Annotated in this window: 18 protein-coding genes and 2 pseudogenes; 10 read left to right on the top strand and 10 right to left on the bottom strand. The window is 53.6% G+C overall.

Annotated features, from left to right (window positions below; all coding sequences use genetic code 11):
* Positions 1-157: 157 nt before the first annotated feature.
* Positions 158-1,210, top strand: a complete 1,053-nt coding sequence (locus tag RHH81_RS04920) for an adenosine deaminase (protein ID WP_149817839.1) — start codon at positions 158-160, stop codon at positions 1,208-1,210.
* Between the two features lie 9 nt (positions 1,211-1,219).
* Complete coding sequence (gene leuD / locus RHH81_RS04915) at positions 1,220-1,810, top strand: 3-isopropylmalate dehydratase small subunit (RefSeq protein WP_206201324.1); 591 nt, start codon at positions 1,220-1,222, stop codon at positions 1,808-1,810.
* Here leuD and RHH81_RS04910 read toward each other — a convergent pair.
* On the bottom strand, positions 1,803-2,759 hold the full coding sequence (locus RHH81_RS04910) for a glycosyltransferase family 2 protein (RefSeq protein ID WP_206201323.1): 957 nt from the start codon (positions 2,757-2,759) through the stop codon (positions 1,803-1,805). The two genes, leuD and RHH81_RS04910, sit on opposite strands and share 8 nt — an antisense overlap.
* Before the next feature lie 90 nt (positions 2,760-2,849).
* Here RHH81_RS04910 and RHH81_RS04905 point away from each other — a divergent pair, with 90 nt between their 5' ends.
* Positions 2,850-3,812: a hypothetical protein gene (locus tag RHH81_RS04905; protein ID WP_310743472.1), complete on the top strand. Its 963-nt coding sequence runs from the start codon at positions 2,850-2,852 to the stop codon at positions 3,810-3,812.
* Here the strand turns inward: RHH81_RS04905 and RHH81_RS04900 are convergent.
* From RHH81_RS04900 to RHH81_RS04890, 3 genes are read right to left on the bottom strand one after another with little or no spacing between them, the layout of a single operon-like run.
* The gene (locus tag RHH81_RS04900) at positions 3,809-5,335 is read right to left on the bottom strand and encodes a right-handed parallel beta-helix repeat-containing protein (RefSeq protein WP_206201321.1); all 1,527 of its coding nucleotides are present in this window, start codon (positions 5,333-5,335) and stop codon (positions 3,809-3,811) included. The two genes, RHH81_RS04905 and RHH81_RS04900, sit on opposite strands and share 4 nt — an antisense overlap.
* The gene (locus RHH81_RS04895) at positions 5,332-5,529 is read right to left on the bottom strand and encodes a lipopolysaccharide assembly protein LapA domain-containing protein (protein ID WP_206201320.1); all 198 of its coding nucleotides are present in this window, start codon (positions 5,527-5,529) and stop codon (positions 5,332-5,334) included. The genes RHH81_RS04900 and RHH81_RS04895 overlap by 4 nt, the downstream gene beginning before the upstream one ends.
* Positions 5,530-5,742: a hypothetical protein gene (locus RHH81_RS04890; RefSeq protein WP_206201319.1), complete on the bottom strand. Its 213-nt coding sequence runs from the start codon at positions 5,740-5,742 to the stop codon at positions 5,530-5,532.
* Between the two features lie 261 nt (positions 5,743-6,003).
* Here RHH81_RS04890 and RHH81_RS04885 point away from each other — a divergent pair, with 261 nt between their 5' ends.
* From RHH81_RS04885 to RHH81_RS04865, 5 genes are all read left to right on the top strand, one after another.
* Positions 6,004-8,028 carry a GspE/PulE family protein gene (locus RHH81_RS04885; RefSeq protein ID WP_206201318.1) on the top strand — a complete coding sequence of 675 codons (2,025 nt, stop codon included), beginning with the start codon at positions 6,004-6,006 and terminating at the stop codon, positions 8,026-8,028.
* A 67-nt stretch (positions 8,029-8,095) separates the two neighbouring features.
* Entirely contained in the window at positions 8,096-9,193 is a 1,098-nt protein-coding gene (locus RHH81_RS04880; protein WP_206201317.1) for a type IV pilus twitching motility protein PilT, read from the top strand.
* Between the two features lie 36 nt (positions 9,194-9,229).
* Positions 9,230-10,450, top strand: a complete 1,221-nt coding sequence (locus tag RHH81_RS04875) for a type II secretion system F family protein (RefSeq protein WP_206201316.1) — start codon at positions 9,230-9,232, stop codon at positions 10,448-10,450.
* A gap of 8 nt (positions 10,451-10,458) precedes the next feature.
* Complete coding sequence (locus RHH81_RS04870; RefSeq protein WP_206201315.1) at positions 10,459-10,932, top strand: J domain-containing protein; 474 nt, start codon at positions 10,459-10,461, stop codon at positions 10,930-10,932.
* The gene (locus RHH81_RS04865) at positions 10,929-11,201 is read left to right on the top strand and encodes a DUF3143 domain-containing protein (protein ID WP_149817855.1); all 273 of its coding nucleotides are present in this window, start codon (positions 10,929-10,931) and stop codon (positions 11,199-11,201) included. The genes RHH81_RS04870 and RHH81_RS04865 overlap by 4 nt, the downstream gene beginning before the upstream one ends.
* On the opposite strand, the gene RHH81_RS04860 is transcribed toward RHH81_RS04865, so the two are convergent.
* Entirely contained in the window at positions 11,198-11,551 is a 354-nt protein-coding gene (locus RHH81_RS04860; RefSeq protein WP_206201314.1) for a hypothetical protein, read from the bottom strand. The genes RHH81_RS04865 and RHH81_RS04860 overlap by 4 nt on opposite strands.
* Positions 11,552-12,100: 549 nt before the next feature.
* On the opposite strand from RHH81_RS04860, the pseudogene RHH81_RS04855 reads away from it, so the two are divergent.
* Positions 12,101-12,790: pseudogene (locus RHH81_RS04855) on the top strand (IS630 transposase-related protein).
* Between the two features lie 247 nt (positions 12,791-13,037).
* Positions 13,038-13,208 (top strand): annotated as a pseudogene (locus RHH81_RS13065) (hypothetical protein); the annotation flags it as partial.
* Positions 13,209-13,253: 45 nt separating this feature from the next.
* Here the strand turns inward: RHH81_RS13065 and mreD are convergent.
* The 5 genes from mreD to RHH81_RS04830 form a co-directional block, all read right to left on the bottom strand.
* Positions 13,254-13,781, bottom strand: coding sequence for a rod shape-determining protein MreD (mreD, locus tag RHH81_RS04850; RefSeq protein WP_206201313.1), 528 nt, complete (start codon positions 13,779-13,781; stop codon positions 13,254-13,256).
* Positions 13,747-14,511, bottom strand: a complete 765-nt coding sequence (gene mreC / locus RHH81_RS04845; RefSeq protein ID WP_206201312.1) for a rod shape-determining protein MreC — start codon at positions 14,509-14,511, stop codon at positions 13,747-13,749. Before mreC ends, mreD begins: the two co-directional genes overlap by 35 nt.
* A gap of 12 nt (positions 14,512-14,523) precedes the next feature.
* A complete protein-coding gene (locus RHH81_RS04840) occupies positions 14,524-15,564 on the bottom strand; it encodes a rod shape-determining protein (protein ID WP_206201311.1) in 1,041 nt (346 codons plus the stop codon).
* Between the two features lie 188 nt (positions 15,565-15,752).
* On the bottom strand, positions 15,753-16,112 hold the full coding sequence (locus tag RHH81_RS04835; protein ID WP_206201310.1) for a YtxH domain-containing protein: 360 nt from the start codon (positions 16,110-16,112) through the stop codon (positions 15,753-15,755).
* Complete coding sequence (locus tag RHH81_RS04830; RefSeq protein WP_310743469.1) at positions 16,109-16,423, bottom strand: hypothetical protein; 315 nt, start codon at positions 16,421-16,423, stop codon at positions 16,109-16,111. The genes RHH81_RS04835 and RHH81_RS04830 overlap by 4 nt, the downstream gene beginning before the upstream one ends.
* Positions 16,424-16,492 lie beyond the last annotated feature (69 nt).

The following is a 16,492-nucleotide window of genomic DNA, read 5'->3' as shown; positions in this document are numbered from 1 at the left end:
GTTCCTGCGCCACCTTTGTAAAATTTGTTAACATTAGAACAATTTAATCCTTCGTTCATCACTGTTTTCGTTCTGTTTTCGATGGCTGAGGTGCGGGCATTGACCCCTCTGGGCAGCTTAGGTATTGATTGCGTTTTGGCCAGTTCAAGGAGCACGTATGGCACTGTACGCAGAACTACATCGGCATTTGGGTGGCTCAGTTGTACCGCGTATTCTTTGGCGGTATTTTCAGCGGAACGATCGCGCCCTTGCAGATCGCTTTCCTGACTATGAGGAATTTGAAACCTTTTATACGCGCCCCCGCCAATCCCTTGAAGAATACCTCGAACTCCACACCCTAGTGGAGAGTGTGCAAACGCCGCAAACTTTGCCCTATTTCATCTTTCGCTTGATTCGCGGCGCCTATATTTTTGAAAACTTGGCCTATCTAGAGCTGCGCTATACCCCCTATCTGCGCACGGATCCGCAGCGATCCCAGAGCGATCGCATTGAGCAGATGGCCGACATTGTTAAAACGGTGGGTCTGGCTTGCCAAGTACCAGAATACCCGATTGTCACGAGCCAAATTCTCTGTATGCACACGCGGCTACCCTATGCGGTGAACCGTGCCATTGTTGATCTGGCGGCGAGTTTTCCGCAGTTTGTCTGTGGCATTGACTTGGCCGGGGGCGATAGCGTCTATGGCGATCGCATGGCGGAATTTATTGAACTCTATGCCTATGCCCGCGATCGCGGTCTTAAAACCACTGGCCACCTCTACGAAACGGTGAATGGCTGCTATCCCGAATTGCTACCCTACCTGCAACGCATTGGTCATGGCATTCAAATTCCCCTGCGCTATCCAGAGCTGCTCAAGGAAGTGGCAGCAGCCGGTCAATGCCTCGAAGTGTGCCCCACCACCTATTTTCAAACGGGTACCCTTGAGAGCTACGCGCAATTACGCCTCGTCTTTGAACGCTGTTTTGAAGCGGGGGTGGACGTGGCCATCTGTACTGACAACGCGGGTCTGCACAACGTGCGGCTGCCCTTTGAGTACGAAAACTTGCTCACCCACGACATCCTCAACTTCAAGGAGTTACAAGCCTGTCAGGAAGCCGCTTTTCGCCATGCCTTTGCTTGGCCCCATGCGCAACCGCCGACCCTACTGTTGAGTAACCTGCTTCAGGGCAATTCCCCCCAAAATGCACTGGCAGGCTGCGCAATCCAGTAAGATAGACCTATGAGCAAGATTGAACGCATTACCGGTCGTGGCCTTCCTCTGCGGGGCAACGATATCGATACGGATCGCATTATTCCCGCACGGTTTCTCCGCTGTGTCACTTTTGATGGCCTTGGGGAACACGTTTTTGCTGACGATCGCCAGTCGGGGCAACACCCTTTTGACCTGCCTCAGTACCAAGGGGCACGGATTCTGGTGGTGAATGCCAATTTTGGCTGTGGCTCTAGTCGCGAACACGCCCCCCAAGCGATCGCCCGTTGGGGAATTCAAGCAATTGTCGGCGAAAGCTTTGCCGAGATCTTTGCCGGGAACTGCTTGGCAATGGGGGTTCCCTGTCTGACGGCAGCTCCAGAACAGGTACAAGCACTGCAAACTCTCTTAGAAGATCAGCCCACTACGGAACTGACCCTAGACTTACAGGCGCTGACCTTGACAGCAGGCGATCAAGTGATTCCCTTAACCATGGCGGAAAGTACGCGGCAAATGCTCCTTTCGGGTCAATGGGATGCCTGTGGTCAACTGTTGGCCAATCAGGACAAAATTCACGACGTTGCAGCGCGGCTGCCCTATGTGCGGTGGGCAGTTAGTTAACCCGTCGCAGTAGCCAAAGCCAAGCCCCAAAGAGCCAACGCCAGCCTTGCCAGCGGCGCGATCGCCCCAATGCAATCACCTCTGGTAGATCAAACAGCTGGTACACTGCCTCTGCCCGTTGCCACTGCCGTCGCCGCAAAAATCGCCACGTTCCCGCCAAGATAAACTGGTGAAAAAAGTCACACTGGCACTGCCGCAGTTCCGCTGGTGAGAGAATCGATAAATTCGCAGCGGCGGCAAAAATATTCCCTAGGGTAGCCAAGGTCTGGGCTTGAAACATTCCCATTGTCAGGGCTTGATCGTGGATCGTGTAGGCAGCAGTGGCGCGGGGAACCGTGTAAACCCCCTTCTGGGCAAAGAAGCGTAGCCATTGGTAGAGGTCTGTGGCTTCGCCGTAGGCGGGATCAAAATAGCCCACCTCCTCGAGGAGCGATCGCCGCCAGATCAAGGCGGGAAATCGCACAAACGAGGAATGACGCAGCAATTGCCTAAGGGCTTGAGCTGGGGAGAGCCATGTTTGCTGCCGGGGTATCTGCCGTCGCAAACAGCGTTGATGCGAATCCACCAAATGCACGCCAAAGAGAAAGACTTCAAACTGGCTACCATATTGGATGAGGGTTTCCAGAATCCTCGTGATCCCTTGGGGCAATAGGTAATCATCATCGTGCAACAGCAGGATAAACTCCCCAGCGGCCTGCGCTAAACTGGCATTCCAATTGGCCACCATTCCTAAGCGCTGGGCATTGTGCTGGTAGTGCCAGCGGCCTGACCATCCAGCCAGCAAATCCTCCACTGCTGTGGGGGTGGCAGAATCATCGATAATAATGACTTCCACCGGATCGTGGCTCTCAGGGGGCAAGGCTGCGACAACTGAGCGAACCGCTTGTGCCAATCCTTGGGGACGGTTATAGGCCGGAATGCAAATGCTCAATAGGGGTGCTTGTGCCATTGTTGGGAACCTGCACAGGGTGCTGCATAATCCATCGGGGTGGTGCGTTAAGTGAAGGGACTGTAGGGCACTGTTTTCGGAGCGATTGCTATGACCTCTGCCACCGTCGATCGCCAACGTTTGCAAGCGGCTTTGGCTTCCCTCAACCTTAGTTTAGAGGCAGAACTCACTCAATATCGCTGCCATCGCATGGTACAAGCCCATTCCCCCTTTGCAGCGCCGCCGGTTCCCGAGTCTGCAACTTCCCCAGAACCGAGTGTCACCCCTGCTGCCGCAGAAACAGCTTCCCAAACCGTTCCTCCCGTTGTCAATTCTTTGGCCTTCACCCCTGAGACAGCACCAGCCACCGATGAACGTACCAATGAGGTGGCTCCCGATCCCTTTTTCGAGTTTGATCCCACAGATTTAGCAGAACTCTTGCCCCCCTCCTATGCCAGCGATCCCCCTGCCCCGCAAACGCCAACCCGAACAAAGCGCCCCTTTGCCTCTACCCGCGAGCTGCTCAAGCAGGCCCGAAAAAACCAACAGCGGCCTTGGTTCCAACGGCGTGAAAGCAATAGTCAACATCTGGTGCAACGCTGGTTAATTGTGGTTGGCATTCTGGCCGGCTTTAGTGGCGCAGCCCTCTGGTGGTTCAACCGCCGACCTGCCCCCGTTGCCACTGAATCACCTGCAACGCCAACAGCAGCATCACCCACGCCCCCCGTCGGCCCTGATATGACTGCGCGGGAATTTCCCGATGTCAATCGCAGCACCCTTGCCCAATTGGAACCTGCGGCGAGTCCATCAACCAGTGCCTCACCCACCCCTACGGCCAGCCCAACCCCGGCTGAACCTGAACATACGACGCAGCTTTTTGTGGAAAAAATGCCCAATGGTCGCTACTATGTGCTGGCTCCCTACAAGGAACCTGCGGACTTAGAAAAAGTCCAAGCTGTGGTGCCTGATGCCTTTTTGGTGGGCAACGGCGACCAAACTAAGATTCAACTGGGGATGTTTGTCGATGAGGCCTCGGCTCAAGCGATGGTCAATCAGTTACGCGATCGCCTCTAGGGGATGAGCCAGCGATCGCTGGCATTGCCGTATTGCTCCTGCCACTGCGACCAAGTGAGATTTTCCCCCTCTAGGCGAAAGGGATAGGCCGCTTCACTCCACCAGTGGTTATCCTGCAATTTCAGCGTTTGCAAGAAGGGTTCCCCCTTGAGGGTGGTCAGGAGTTGCTCTTGGCGGCTACCAATCCAATTCCCCTCTAGGTACCAATCTTGAGAGGTCATCGTGACTTCCTCACCCGTTTCGGGTAGGGTGACGGTTCGAGGCGAAGGATCGCGGACGCCAATTTGTGCCCCTTGGTTTTCCCAAATCCAGTTGTGGCGCAGGGTAACATGGGCAACCGCCCAGCCAAAAATGCCGGGGGTTTGTAGATAGTTCGGGGCAATGCTGTAGTTATAGGCAATTAAGGAATCTTCAATGGTCACTGGACCTGTGCTCGCCTCGAGGAAAAGACCGACAACGGCATTGCCGAGAAATTGCGATCGCCGAATCTCAACGTTTTGATTATCAGTATCAAGCCACAGACCGGCCGCTTGATTCTCAATCGCGCGGTAGCGATCGAAGACGGCGCGGCGCAAATGAAAGTACTTATCCCCCGCATCCCAATCGTAAAAGCCTGCCCATGCCCCCCGCCAATTATTCCCTTGAACGAGCACCTGCTGCACTGTGAAGTCCCGCAAATGAACCCCCGCCATGCCCCGCCAGCCATTTTGCAGAAACTGTGTTCGTTCCACCCGCAGGCGATCGCTCTGATGACTTTCGAGGCCGCCCCAATTATTGCCCCAAAAAGTACAGTCTTTAACCTCAATGTCATGGCTGCGTTCAATGCGCACCGCTTGGCTAAATGTGCCGCCATAGTGCTCAAAGCGTAGGCCCACCAAACTGATAAAACCACTGTCTAAGATGCGTAAGGCCTCACGGTGAACGGCTACTTCCAATTCACTGGGTGAGATGCCCACAGACAGAGCCACATACAGTTGTTGCTCCGTATCATCCACGTAGAAATCATCCCCCTGCAATTCCCTAAATGAAAGTCGCTGCCGCAGGGGAGTATCCCGCCACCACACCAGTTCGCCCCGCTGCGCTACGAGGGGTAACTCAATGCCATAGTTTGTCCACGGGTTACCCGAAAAGCCCCAAGCCAGTGTCCAAGGGTGACGGTAAATGGTGAACCTAGGGGTGCTGGAGACTTCTTGCCAATCTGACCATTGTTGACTGCCCCGCACAATCACGCGTTCGCCCGCCTGAGCCACCAGTCGCAGGGGCATCTGCCGATGATGAATCGTTCCCAATGCCTCCCGATAAATGCCGCCATGAATGTAAATGTCGGTGGGGCGATCGTGCGCCTGTGCCCACGCCAAAGCAGCAGCAATCGTACGGAAAGGGGTTACGGCATCACTGGCTTGTGGATCGGCTGGATTGACTTCTAGGGTGAGGGGTGAGGCTGGAATGGCCGCAATTCTTGGTTGCCCCATCAAGCACAAAACAATCACAAGTAGAATGAGCAGCGCGTGTGGCCACTTCATCGCCGCAGTGGACGGGCTAAATAGGGCACCCAGAGGGCGATCGCAGCCACAAAGATCAAGAGCAAGCCAAGGGGCATCTCAATGGATTGCCAAAACAAAAATCGCAGCGACACCGCTTTTGCATTCTGTACCGAAAAGAGGGCGATCGCCCCGCTGCTGATCATCCAGAGTAAAAAGAGCAAAAAGCGGCGCATTTACTTCCCTTCGGCTTGGCGAATCATCTCCTCCGTCTTATGGTAGCGGTTATAGACAGAAAACCCCGTAAACATGCCCTTAAGAAAGTCATTCAGTTGCTCGCGGGTACTGGCACTGGCCGTACTCAAAGGTGCCGGCAAAAAGCGATCGCCAAAACCAACAAAGACCAAACCAACCACCAGCACAGGCAAAATCAAGTCTTTGACACGCATAGGGCAAACCTCCACAGGATGATGGCGGAATCAAGAGGACGCGCTAACAGGGAGAACAGATAACTAATAGTTTCTAATGTGCCGCAGGATTGTAAATAATTTTCAGCCTATGCAAAAGAGCGCGATCGCGGTTACAAAGCGTCTATAGCAAGAATTGTCAACAAAAATGTCAATAAACATAAACCGTGAAAATACCCATGAAATCTCTGGGAAGGTTGTTGCTACTATAGTAGGCAAGCCATCCAGACCCTAACGCGCCCTATGGTCAACACATCGTCATCTTCTTCTCGGAAAGCACTTACCGTGCGCGGCAGAGCCGCTAGCCCCACAGAACGAGCCATTGTTGCCTCCGGTTACGCCAGTATCGATCAGGTGCGGGAAGCCATGAACACCGCCCGCAAAACGGGCAAGTCCCTCGTAACCGTGTTGCAGGAGATTACGGGCACCACCATGCCCCCCGATGTGTTACGCCAGTACCACAAGCAACAGCTTTTTGAACTCAAAGTGATCTACGGGGTTGATTGCCTCGATCCCGAACTCAATCGTTTCCCCACCGAGCAAATCGAGGAACTGATCAACACGATTGTACCGATTGACACCTGCCGCACCTACCAAGTCATCCCCATTGCCAAGCACCTCGACGCTGATCCCCCCTATCTGCTCGTGGCGATGGTGGATCCAGATAACCTCCAAGCCATTGACAACCTCACCCGCTTACTCCGCGCCCACAACCTCACCCTCAAGCGAATGGTGATCACCCTAGAGGATTACCAACGCCTCATTGACCCGATTCTCAATAAACAGGTAGCTGAAACCACCGCTAGCAAAAGCGCCCCGGCTGCGATCGGTGACATCAACATCGAAGAAGACATCGAAGCCATGGGCGGCCTCGAAGAGCTGGAAGGGGAGCAGGAGGTTGACCTTGCTGAGGCGCTGAAAGGTGCAGAAGATGCGCCGATTATTGCCCTTGTCAACAAAATTTTGGCCAAAGCCCTCACCGAAGGCGTTTCCGACATTCACATCGAACCTCAAGAGGAATACCTGCGGATTCGTTTCCGCAAAGATGGGGTGCTTCACCAAGCCTTTGATCCACTGCCGAAGAAAATCGTGCCAGCCGTCGTTTCCCGCTTCAAAATCTTGGCTGACCTTGATATTGCTGAGCGGCGTGCCCCCCAAGATGGTCGTATCCGCAAAATGTTCCAAGGGCGACGGGTGGACTTCCGAGTGAATACCCTCCCCAGCCGCTGGGGCGAAAAAGTCGTACTGCGGATTCTCGATAACTCCGCCACCCAACTCGGTCTCGACAAGCTGATTACTGACCCTGAGAGCCTTGCTATTGTGCGGGAGATGACCAAGCGCCCCTTTGGCCTCATCCTCGTTACAGGTCCCACTGGTTCAGGGAAAACCACCACGCTTTACTCTGCGCTGGCTGAATGTAATAGTCCCGGTGTCAACATCAGTACAGCGGAAGACCCGATTGAATACACGCTCCCCGGCCTAACGCAGGTACAGGTTATTCGCGAAAAAGGCATGGACTTTGCCTCAATTTTGCGAGCCTTTCTCCGCCAAGACCCCGATGTAATTCTGGTGGGCGAAACCCGTGACAAAGAAACCGCAAAAACCGCCATTGAAGCGGCTTTGACGGGGCACTTGGTCTTGACAACCCTGCACACTAACGATGCCCCCAGTGCAATTGCCCGCCTCTCGGAAATGGGCATTGAACCCTTTATGGTTTCCGCCTCCCTCATTGGGGTTGTTGCCCAACGGCTGATGCGGCGGGTATGCAGTGAGTGTCGGATTCCCTATACACCCACCCGTGAGGAACTGGCGCGCTTTGGCTTGTCTGCCTCCAAGGATGTCAACCTCACCCTCTACAAAGCCAATAAACTGACACCCGAGCAAATTCAAGCGGCTAAGGCAACTGGCCAACCCATTTGCAGTAAATGTGGTGGTTTGGGCTACAAAGGACGGGTCGGCGTCTACGAAATTATGCGGATCACCGAGCGACTGCAACGGCTGATTACCGAAGGTGCCCCCACCGAGCAAATCAAGGAGGCGGCCGTCGAAGAGGGCATGAAAACCCTGCTTGCCTATAGCTTGGGGTTAGTCAAGGAAGGACTCACCACCCTCGAAGAAGTGGAGCGCGTCACCTTTACGGACACTGGACTAGAGGCAGAACTCAAGGCCAAACGTAAGAGTTCTTTAACCTGCCGTACCTGCGGTGCCGAGGCGCAGCCCGAATGGTTAGAATGCCCCTATTGCATGACACCCCGCTTTGTGGATTAACAAGATTATTAATGTCAGTGATGAACTTTCGTGTTGTTGACCAAACTGCTTAGACGAGGAACACCCTATGGAGCTAATGATTGAAGACCTAATGGAGCAAGTGGTGGCCAATGGTGGCTCCGATTTGCATATCTCCGCTGGCTTACCCCCCTACATTCGCATTAGCGGCAAATTAACCCCGACCGACTACGAACCCCTCACCCCAGAGCAATGCCAGCGCCTGATTTTCAGCATGCTCAACAATACCCAACGCAAGCACCTAGAGCAAAACTGGGAGTTGGACTGCTCCTATGGTGTACGTGGCCTCGCCCGGTTCCGCGTCAATGTGTATAAAGACCGGGGAACCTATGCTGCTTGCTTGCGAGCACTCAGTTCCAAAATTCCCACGTTTGAGCAGTTGGGATTGCCCAATGTTGTCCGCGAAATGAGTGAGCGGCCACGGGGCTTGATTCTGGTGACTGGGCCGACAGGATCAGGGAAAACCACAACCTTGGCGGCGATGATTGACTTGATCAACAAAACCCGCGCTGAGCATATCCTGACGATTGAAGACCCCATTGAGTTTGTCTATGAACCCATCAAGAGCCTGATCCACCAACGGCAGGTGGGGGAAGATACCAAGAGCTTTGCCAATGCTCTGCGGGCAGCGCTGCGGGAAGACCCCGATATTATCCTTGTGGGTGAGATGCGGGACTTGGAAACAATTCAGCTTGCCATCTCAGCGGCAGAAACCGGTCACTTGGTCTTTGGTACCTTGCACACCAGTTCAGCTGCCCAAACCGTTGACCGTATGGTGGATGTGTTCCCGCCAGAGCAGCAGCAGCAAATTCGCGTCCAGTTGTCCAACTCGTTAGTGGCGGTCTTTAGCCAAACGCTGGTTCCTAAGAAAAATCCCAAGCCCGGTGAATTTGGGCGGATTATGGCACAAGAGATCATGGTGGTGACCCCTGCTATCTCCAACCTGATTCGCGAAGGCAAAACCTCGCAGATTTATTCGGCAATTCAAACGGGCGGCAAGCTGGGGATGCAGACCCTTGAAAAAGTCTTGGCCGATTATTATCGTGCGGGCATCATCACCTATGAAGCAGCAATGGCCAAGTCCTCGCGTCAGGACGAGTTGCAACGTCTGATTGGTACGGGTACACCTGCGGCAGCAGCACGCTAGTTAGCAATTATTGATAAAAAGAAGGGGTATTGAGTCATGGCAACCTATGAAGTGCGGATCCGGGATGCCCAAGGCAAATACAAGACCGTCCGCGAGCGAGCTTCGACACCAAGGGAAGCACGCATGGCTTTGCAATTGCAAGGGGTACAGGTTCTAGAGGTCAAGGAGGCCAAAAAACTCACCCTCAAGTCAGACCTCGACCTCACTTTCCTCTCCAAAATTACGGTGAAAGATCGAGCGATCTTTGCGCGGCAGTTTGCGGCACTGGTGAATGCAGGTGTGGCCTTGGTGCGTGGGATTGGTGTTTTGGCAGATCAATGCACCAACCCGAAATTAAAAAAAATCCTCATGGCCGTCAACAATGACATTCAACAGGGGAGCAGCCTTGCTGATGCCATGCGTCCCCATCCTGAGGCCTTTGATAACCTGTTTGTGGCTATGATCCAAGCGGGGGAAACGGGGGGGGTGCTCGATGAGGTGCTCAACCGTCTCTCGAAGTTACTGGAGGATCAAGCCCGCCTCAATAACCAAATCAAGTCCGCCCTGACCTATCCCGTGGTGGTGGGCCTGCTGGCGGTGGGCATCTTCTTGGGGATGGTGATTTTCCTGATCCCTGTGTTTGAGGGTATTTTCAAACAGTTGGGGGGGGAATTGCCGCCCTTTACCGCCATGATGGTGGCGCTTAGTGAATTCCTGCGCACGCCGCAGTATATGGCATTGTTGATTATCTGTGTGGTGGGCTTGGTATTGGGGATTCGCTTTTATTACAAGACTCCGGCTGGCCGGCTGATGATTGATGGCTTGCTGTTGAAGCTACCCCTCTTTGGTGATTTGGTGGAAAAAACAGCGGTGGCACGGTTCTGCCGCACATTTGGTTCGCTGTCCCGTTCAGGGGTACCGATTTTGCGTTCCCTTGAAATTGTCAGTGCCACAGCGGGGAACCAAGTGATCTCCAATGCCATTGACCGAGCGGCACAGGAAGTGCAGAAGGGAGGAATGCTCAGCCTTGCCCTGCAACAGGAACGGGTCTTTCCAGTGCTGGCGACCCAGATGATTAACGTGGGCGAAGAGACAGGGGAACTGGATAAGATGCTGATGAAGGTGGCCGACTTCTATGAAGATGAAGTGGAACAGGCGGTGAAGTCCCTAACAAGTGTGATGGAACCCTTGATGATTGCGGTGCTAGGGGGTATGGTAGGGTCAATTCTGGTGGCGATGTACCTGCCCATGTTCAAGATCTTCGATCTGGTCAAGTAAGCCTTGCCATGGCACATCTGTCCCCGTCGCGAACCCACTACGACATTCTCGAGGTGGCACCCACGGCCTCGTTGGCGGAGATTCGCCGTGCCTATCGAGAAAAGAGTAAGCTCTACCATCCTGATACGACGACGTTGCCGGTGGCGATCGCTCGCGAGGAGTTTCATCGCCTCAATGAGGCCTATGCAGTGCTGACCAATCCAGAGCAGCGGCAGTGGTATGACTTGCAATTACGCCTGCGGGCACAGTCAAAACAGTCAGGCACGATGGGGATAGGTGCCTCTTCTCGCTCTCAGGGGTCTGTTCGCTCTACTGCCGTGCCACCCGACGATCGCCCCCTCTCGCCGGGGGAGCTATTTGCTCTGTTTATCTTGGGGGTCACGTTTGTCGGCTGTCTGGTTCTGGCGGTAATTGTCGGTTTGTCCCAACAGGGGCAAGAATGGATCTTGCAAATTGTCAGTCGCATCTCAGAACTTGGATGAACACTCTGCCTAATCCCCAAACCCCCCTCTACAACCATGCCCTGCCGCAAATTGAAGCATGGCTACAGCAAAAGGGCTGTGTGCGGGACGAAACGGATATCCACTGTTGGGAGTTAGAGTATCCCCAGTGGTCAGCTCGGATTTGCTTGGATATTGAGGAGCTACAGGTGGTCTATCACGATCGCCTTGAGGGCAGTGTGATTCAGCGCTCTTTTAAGTACTCCTGCCCCCGTGCCGAGGTGGAGGAAGCCATTTTTGCGGGGCCTTAAATGCCCACGGCCATCATAATCGGCATTGCAGGGGCTGCTTCTTGGGTGGCTTGATTCTTGATCCGCTTCAGGCCAAAAATCCAGAGGATTTGATCTTCGATGGCTGCTGCTTGCTCTTTTGCCCCTGCTTTCAACAGGAGTTGATGGGTCATCATCAGCTTCTCAATTTCAGCCACTTGGGTGCAGACTTCTTCCTCATCTAAATAAAGGCTCTCGAGCACCGCATTCAAGTCTGCTTCGGGATCAGCGACTAAGCAAGCCCCTTCCACCACCACGGATTTGAGCTGCCCTTGGTATTGCCGCAACAGACGGCGAATTGTGTAGGCAGTAACGGGCAATAATTTTGTCATGTTGTGTTCCCCCAATTACTTATGTCAGCATCTATTAATTTCCCGCTGTCCACTTCCACCCATGGGCAAATTTTGTGGGGGATCAACAGGGGATATAGCTGCTCGTTAAGGATTGATTTACTGTACGTTATTATTCTATGAACTTCGCAACTTGGGGATCATGCGTAATTCCACGTAAAAGCGCTTTTAGATGTGATTTAGATCACGGAAACCATGACGTTATCGGCACTTGGGAATATTGTAAATTTACGTTAAGAAATTATAAGTATTAAGAAATATAAATCTACCAAAATTCGCCGCAGTGCTCCGTCTATACCGCAAAGCAGTTAGGTAGTGGTGAGGCGGCGGGCGACCGGAGGGAGCAGTCACTCAATCTCAGATTGTTGCTGGATATATTGAGCTAGCACCGAAAATCGGGCGCGACTAATATAGCTATTTCGAAAGGGAGTGAGATATTTTCAAGAGGGATAGGCTATACTCAAAGCGTCATGAATGTTACTCAAGAATATGAGCTATAGCTTGGACTGACGAGAGCGGGTTGTCTCCTATATCAAGCAAGGTGGCAAAATCAGTGAAGCAACTCAAATCTTTCAGGTGAGCCGCGCCACTATCCATCGCTGGCTGAAGCGAGACGACTTAGCGCCCACGGTTGTCCCCCGTCGTCCTTGGAAGCTGGATTGGGCGGCCTTAGCAGCGGATGTTGCTACTCATTCCGATGATCGTTTAATCGACCGTGCCCAGCGATTTGGCGTCCAAGTTTCCACCATTAGTTATGCCCTCGCCCAGATGAGCATCACCCGCAAAAAAAACAGATGCGTTACCAAGAAGGGTGTGAGGCAGAGCGACAAGCGTATCAACAGCAGCTTGACACATGGGTAGAGAGCCATGGGGAGGAAACGGTGGTGTCTATCGATGAGAGGGGGTTTGACTCTCGAGTGGAGTGTGAGTATGGGTGGTCAGCGCGAGGCCAACGAATTGATGGAGAGCGAGCGGGGAAGCGTCAGAAAAGAGAGAGTTGAGTCGCAGGACGGTATAGATACCAGAAAGACACCGATTCATCCAAAAGGGGCGATTCAGGCAGTGGTGAAAGCGGCGGGTCACGAGGTGTTATTTTTACCGAAATACTCTCCTGATTTGAATGTGATTGAGCACGACTTTAGTGCGCTGAAGCGAGCGCGGATGTATGCAGGGTCAAACAGTTCGATTGATGAGGTGATTCGCAAGTATTGTGCTGGATGATATCTCATTCCTTATTGGAATAGCTATACAACTTCAGTTGAATTTCATCAAAACCACCATTCAGTGACCTTCATAAACGCTCAGAACGCCGACTGTCCGAGTGGGGATACTGCAACAGACGAATGCCAGAGCAGCAGAAAGCGTGAAGCCAACGGTAGAAGCACTCGGAGACTGGGGATTTTGCTGATTCCACGCGGCGGGCAGCCGTCTACGAGCAGAGTTAGAGACCCTATTAGGTGAGGGATTTGCAGGGGTACTCGTCTCGGATGACTTCAGCGTGTATAACGGTGATGAGGTGAAAGGGCAACAGAAATGTCTGGCGCATCTGAGGCGAACTTCAAAAAGGTGGGCAAGCTCAAACAGGGGCATCGAATGGGCATTCGGCTTTATGGGTGAAGTGCAAGCAGCGATTGAGTAGTGGCTGCCGCAAGTTGGGCATGAGGCGGGTTTATTGTTGCGCTCTCTACTCCTGCTGTCGCAACCACGTCCACCAGCGATTCAGGGGGGCATAGAGCAAGGGTGCCCAAAGACTACTCATAATGGCTGAACTAAGCGCGACTTGCCGATGGTGCTGCCAAATCTCCTCGAGGGGAAAGCCACTACCAAGGCTCATTTGGATTGCGATGACCGTTTGCTGAAGAATGGCCATTGCAAAGGTAATCAAAGCAACCGAAATAAAATCCTCAGAAACAAAGCGCTGCTTTTGCATCAGGGCGGTCAGCCCCCCCACCAAAGCTAAGCTGACTGCGTGGCTAGGATGAGCACTGACTAAACCATCTTGAATCCAACCGAGGGCAATACCCGCCAGTACCCCTTGTCCCCACGATCGCTTGACACTCCACACCACCACCCAGATTAAAAACCAGTCGGGCACCAATAGATGCAGGTTGGGTAAGTGAATAAAGCTCAGCAGGGCACAGAGTCCCACAGAGCTAATAATAATCAACCAGTTGAGGCTAGTTCGGCGTAAACGTGTCTGTCGGTTCAGCATAGGGAATGACGGTGACCCACTCAAGGCGATCAATCGGTGCGCCCAGAATAACAGTGGCATGGGGGCGGGTGGGATCGCTCAGTTCTACCGATTGCACCTCACCAATGGGAATGCCCGCTGGATAGAGACTACTCAAGGCTGAGGTATAGAGGACATCCTTGGGCTGTACCTTCGGGTCTTTCTCTAAAAACTCGACAATCACCTGCTGGTTGAGTTGTCCCCGCAGAATCCCCATCTGCCGCGTCCGACCCACCACAACCCCCACTCGACTGGCGGGATCCGTGAGCAACATCACCCGACTGGTATTGGGGGTAATGCTGGTAATGCGCCCGACAAGGCCACCGTTGCCCACCACGACTGAACCGATGGTGAGACCCTGACGACTGCCTTCCCCCAAGAGGAGCGATCGCCACCACTGATCGGAACTGCGACCAATCACCGGCACAACGCGGCCATTGAAATTGGGCAGCATCGGTGCATTCAGCATTCGCCGCAACCGTTGGTTTTCTGCTTGGACGGCGGCCAGTTGCTGCTCCAGTTGCCATGTGCGGGCTTGAATCAAGGCTTGCTGATCGTCCACTGCGCCTTGAAAGGGCAAACTAAGAAGGCGGTACAGTTCACGAATTGCTGCCCCATTGGTCTCACGCAAAATCCAAGCACTTGTGAGTACCAAAGCAACAAGGACTAAGCCACCGGCATATCGTCCCCACCAGCGCAGCAGAAAAGCCATAGCTGCTGATCCTTAACCCATCACTGCCGGTTGTGTGGAAAAGACACGAGCAAGGTCTTTGAAGTTTTCCAGTACCCGACCGGTACCCATGACCACACACCGCAGGGGATCCGCTGCTACATGAACGACAATGCCCGTTTCATGGCTAATCAGAGTATCGAGACCCCGTAGCAGAGCACCGCCGCCAGCCAGCATAATCCCGCGATCCACAATGTCTGCGGCTAGTTCTGGGGGCGTCCGCTCAAGGGTACGCTTGATGGCTTCAATAATTGCCGAGAGGGGCTCGGCCATGCTTTCGCGAATTTCTTCTGCTTTGACCGTAACTGTGCGTGGTAGGCCAGAGAGTTGGTGCAGTCCGCGCACTTCCATGGCTTCGGAGTCATAGCTGTCATTGGGGTAGGCAGAGCCAATGCGAATCTTGATCTCCTCAGCCGTGCGTTCACCAATAATCAGGTTGTGTACTTTTTTCAAATACTGGACGATCGCCTCAGAAATTTCATCGCCAGCAACGCGGACGGATTCACTCAAAACGGTGCCCTGCAAACTGAGAACCGCCACTTCAGTCGTGCCACCACCAATGTCCACAATCATGTTGCCCGTCGGTTCTTCCACGGGTAAACCCGCACCAAAGGCGGCGGCGACGGGTTCATCAATCAAATACACTTCCCGCGCCCCAGCACCCCGCGCAGCATCCTCAATGGCACGGCGTTCGACACCGGTCACGCCACTAGGAATACCAATCACCACACGGGGGGCAAACAAATTCTTACCGCCGTGCACTTGGCGCATAAAGTGCTTCAGCATGAGTTCGGCACGCTCAAAATCGGCAATGACGCCATCCCGCAGGGGACGTACGGCCACCACATTGCCCGGTGTCCGTCCCAGCATTCGCTTTGCTTCAACGCCAACGGCAAGGGGTTGTTTGGTATTTTGATCAATGGCAACAACGGACGGTTCCTCTAAAACCACCCCCCGCCCAGACACATAAACCAAGGTGTTGGCTGTGCCCAAGTCAATGCCGATGTCTCGTGATAGCCGACTAAATACTCCCACGATGGTGTACCCCTTCTTTGAATCCTGTTGGTTGTAACAGTGCTGTTACCAAAAAACGTGATGGCAAGATTGTATTACGTTTTGTTTGGAAAATCTCGGTGGGTTCTCCCTCGGTCGAGATTGTTTGATAAAGGGATAACTCCTCATTATCTTGGCTCATGATTTCTTGACTCATGACCCACCGCAGGCTATTGATTGACAGCATCCTCTTCATCAGGGTCACTCAAGGCCATGCCATTGGCTTCGCGCCGCAGGGTTTGCCGCTGCTGCTGCGTGACTTCGATACCGACGGCGATCGCTTCCTTGAGCCGTTCTAAGGTGGCTTGCCAGCGTTCTTGGGTGGTTTCTGAGAGGCGATCGCGATGTTGCTCAAAACTCGCAGTAATGTCTTCGAGCAGTTCGGGCAGGGCATCAGCGGATTTGCGCAGGAGTTGTCGGGTTTCCTTGCCAGAGCGGGGAGCCATCAACAGCCCCACGACTGTCCCGATCGCGCTCCCTAGGAGCAGTCCCCCCCAAAAAGCACCACCGCCACCCTGTTGCTGACTCATCGCTTTCTCCTTTGCAGGCGGATACCATGTCGCCCTATCCAGCTTATCAAGGTTAAAAACAGACGAACATTGCGCTGTTGCCGCCGCCATTTGGGCAATTGCGATCGCAAGCCTGCTATCCCCCGCTGGCCAATGATAATCACCTCAGGGGCACCGCCTAAGACCCCGTGGGTACTCCGCTCCGCATCTAGGAGCGCACGGGACACCCCCCGCAGAATCTGGCGCAGCTTGACCAACTGCCATGCCAACCACAGGGCAATTAGCGCAATCAGGCAATTGCAGCCAATCACAATCCAGACCATTCGTGGCATAGGGGGCATCGAAGTTTACGATTGTTGGTTTATCTTTTCATAGATTGCCATAGTGGAGGGCGATGTGCG

Source organism: Thermosynechococcus sp. PKX95, from assembly GCF_031583295.1.
Lineage (GTDB): Bacteria > Cyanobacteriota > Cyanobacteriia > Thermosynechococcales > Thermosynechococcaceae > Thermosynechococcus.
The sequence above is the reverse complement of the archived record's forward strand: the minus strand, read 5'-3'. Positions and strand labels throughout refer to the sequence as shown.

Excerpts from the sequence above, each read along its gene's own strand:
- RHH81_RS04920 (WP_149817839.1), top strand. The coding sequence starts at position 158 with ATGGCACTGTACGCAGAACTACATCGGCATTTGGGTGGCTCAGTTGTA.
- leuD (WP_206201324.1), top strand. The coding sequence starts at position 1,220 with ATGAGCAAGATTGAACGCATTACCGGTCGTGGCCTTCCTCTGCGGGGC.
- RHH81_RS04910 (WP_206201323.1), bottom strand. The coding sequence starts at position 2,759 with ATGGCACAAGCACCCCTATTGAGCATTTGCATTCCGGCCTATAACCGT.
- RHH81_RS04905 (WP_310743472.1), top strand. The coding sequence starts at position 2,850 with ATGACCTCTGCCACCGTCGATCGCCAACGTTTGCAAGCGGCTTTGGCT.
- RHH81_RS04900 (WP_206201321.1), bottom strand. The coding sequence starts at position 5,335 with ATGAAGTGGCCACACGCGCTGCTCATTCTACTTGTGATTGTTTTGTGC.
- RHH81_RS04895 (WP_206201320.1), bottom strand. The coding sequence starts at position 5,529 with ATGCGCCGCTTTTTGCTCTTTTTACTCTGGATGATCAGCAGCGGGGCG.
- RHH81_RS04890 (WP_206201319.1), bottom strand. The coding sequence starts at position 5,742 with ATGCGTGTCAAAGACTTGATTTTGCCTGTGCTGGTGGTTGGTTTGGTC.
- RHH81_RS04885 (WP_206201318.1), top strand. The coding sequence starts at position 6,004 with ATGGTCAACACATCGTCATCTTCTTCTCGGAAAGCACTTACCGTGCGC.
- RHH81_RS04880 (WP_206201317.1), top strand. The coding sequence starts at position 8,096 with ATGGAGCTAATGATTGAAGACCTAATGGAGCAAGTGGTGGCCAATGGT.
- RHH81_RS04875 (WP_206201316.1), top strand. The coding sequence starts at position 9,230 with ATGGCAACCTATGAAGTGCGGATCCGGGATGCCCAAGGCAAATACAAG.
- RHH81_RS04870 (WP_206201315.1), top strand. The coding sequence starts at position 10,459 with ATGGCACATCTGTCCCCGTCGCGAACCCACTACGACATTCTCGAGGTG.
- RHH81_RS04865 (WP_149817855.1), top strand. The coding sequence starts at position 10,929 with ATGAACACTCTGCCTAATCCCCAAACCCCCCTCTACAACCATGCCCTG.
- RHH81_RS04860 (WP_206201314.1), bottom strand. The coding sequence starts at position 11,551 with ATGACAAAATTATTGCCCGTTACTGCCTACACAATTCGCCGTCTGTTG.
- mreD (WP_206201313.1), bottom strand. The coding sequence starts at position 13,781 with ATGCTGAACCGACAGACACGTTTACGCCGAACTAGCCTCAACTGGTTG.
- mreC (WP_206201312.1), bottom strand. The coding sequence starts at position 14,511 with ATGGCTTTTCTGCTGCGCTGGTGGGGACGATATGCCGGTGGCTTAGTC.
- RHH81_RS04835 (WP_206201310.1), bottom strand. The coding sequence starts at position 16,112 with ATGAGTCAGCAACAGGGTGGCGGTGGTGCTTTTTGGGGGGGACTGCTC.
- RHH81_RS04830 (WP_310743469.1), bottom strand. The coding sequence starts at position 16,423 with ATGCCACGAATGGTCTGGATTGTGATTGGCTGCAATTGCCTGATTGCG.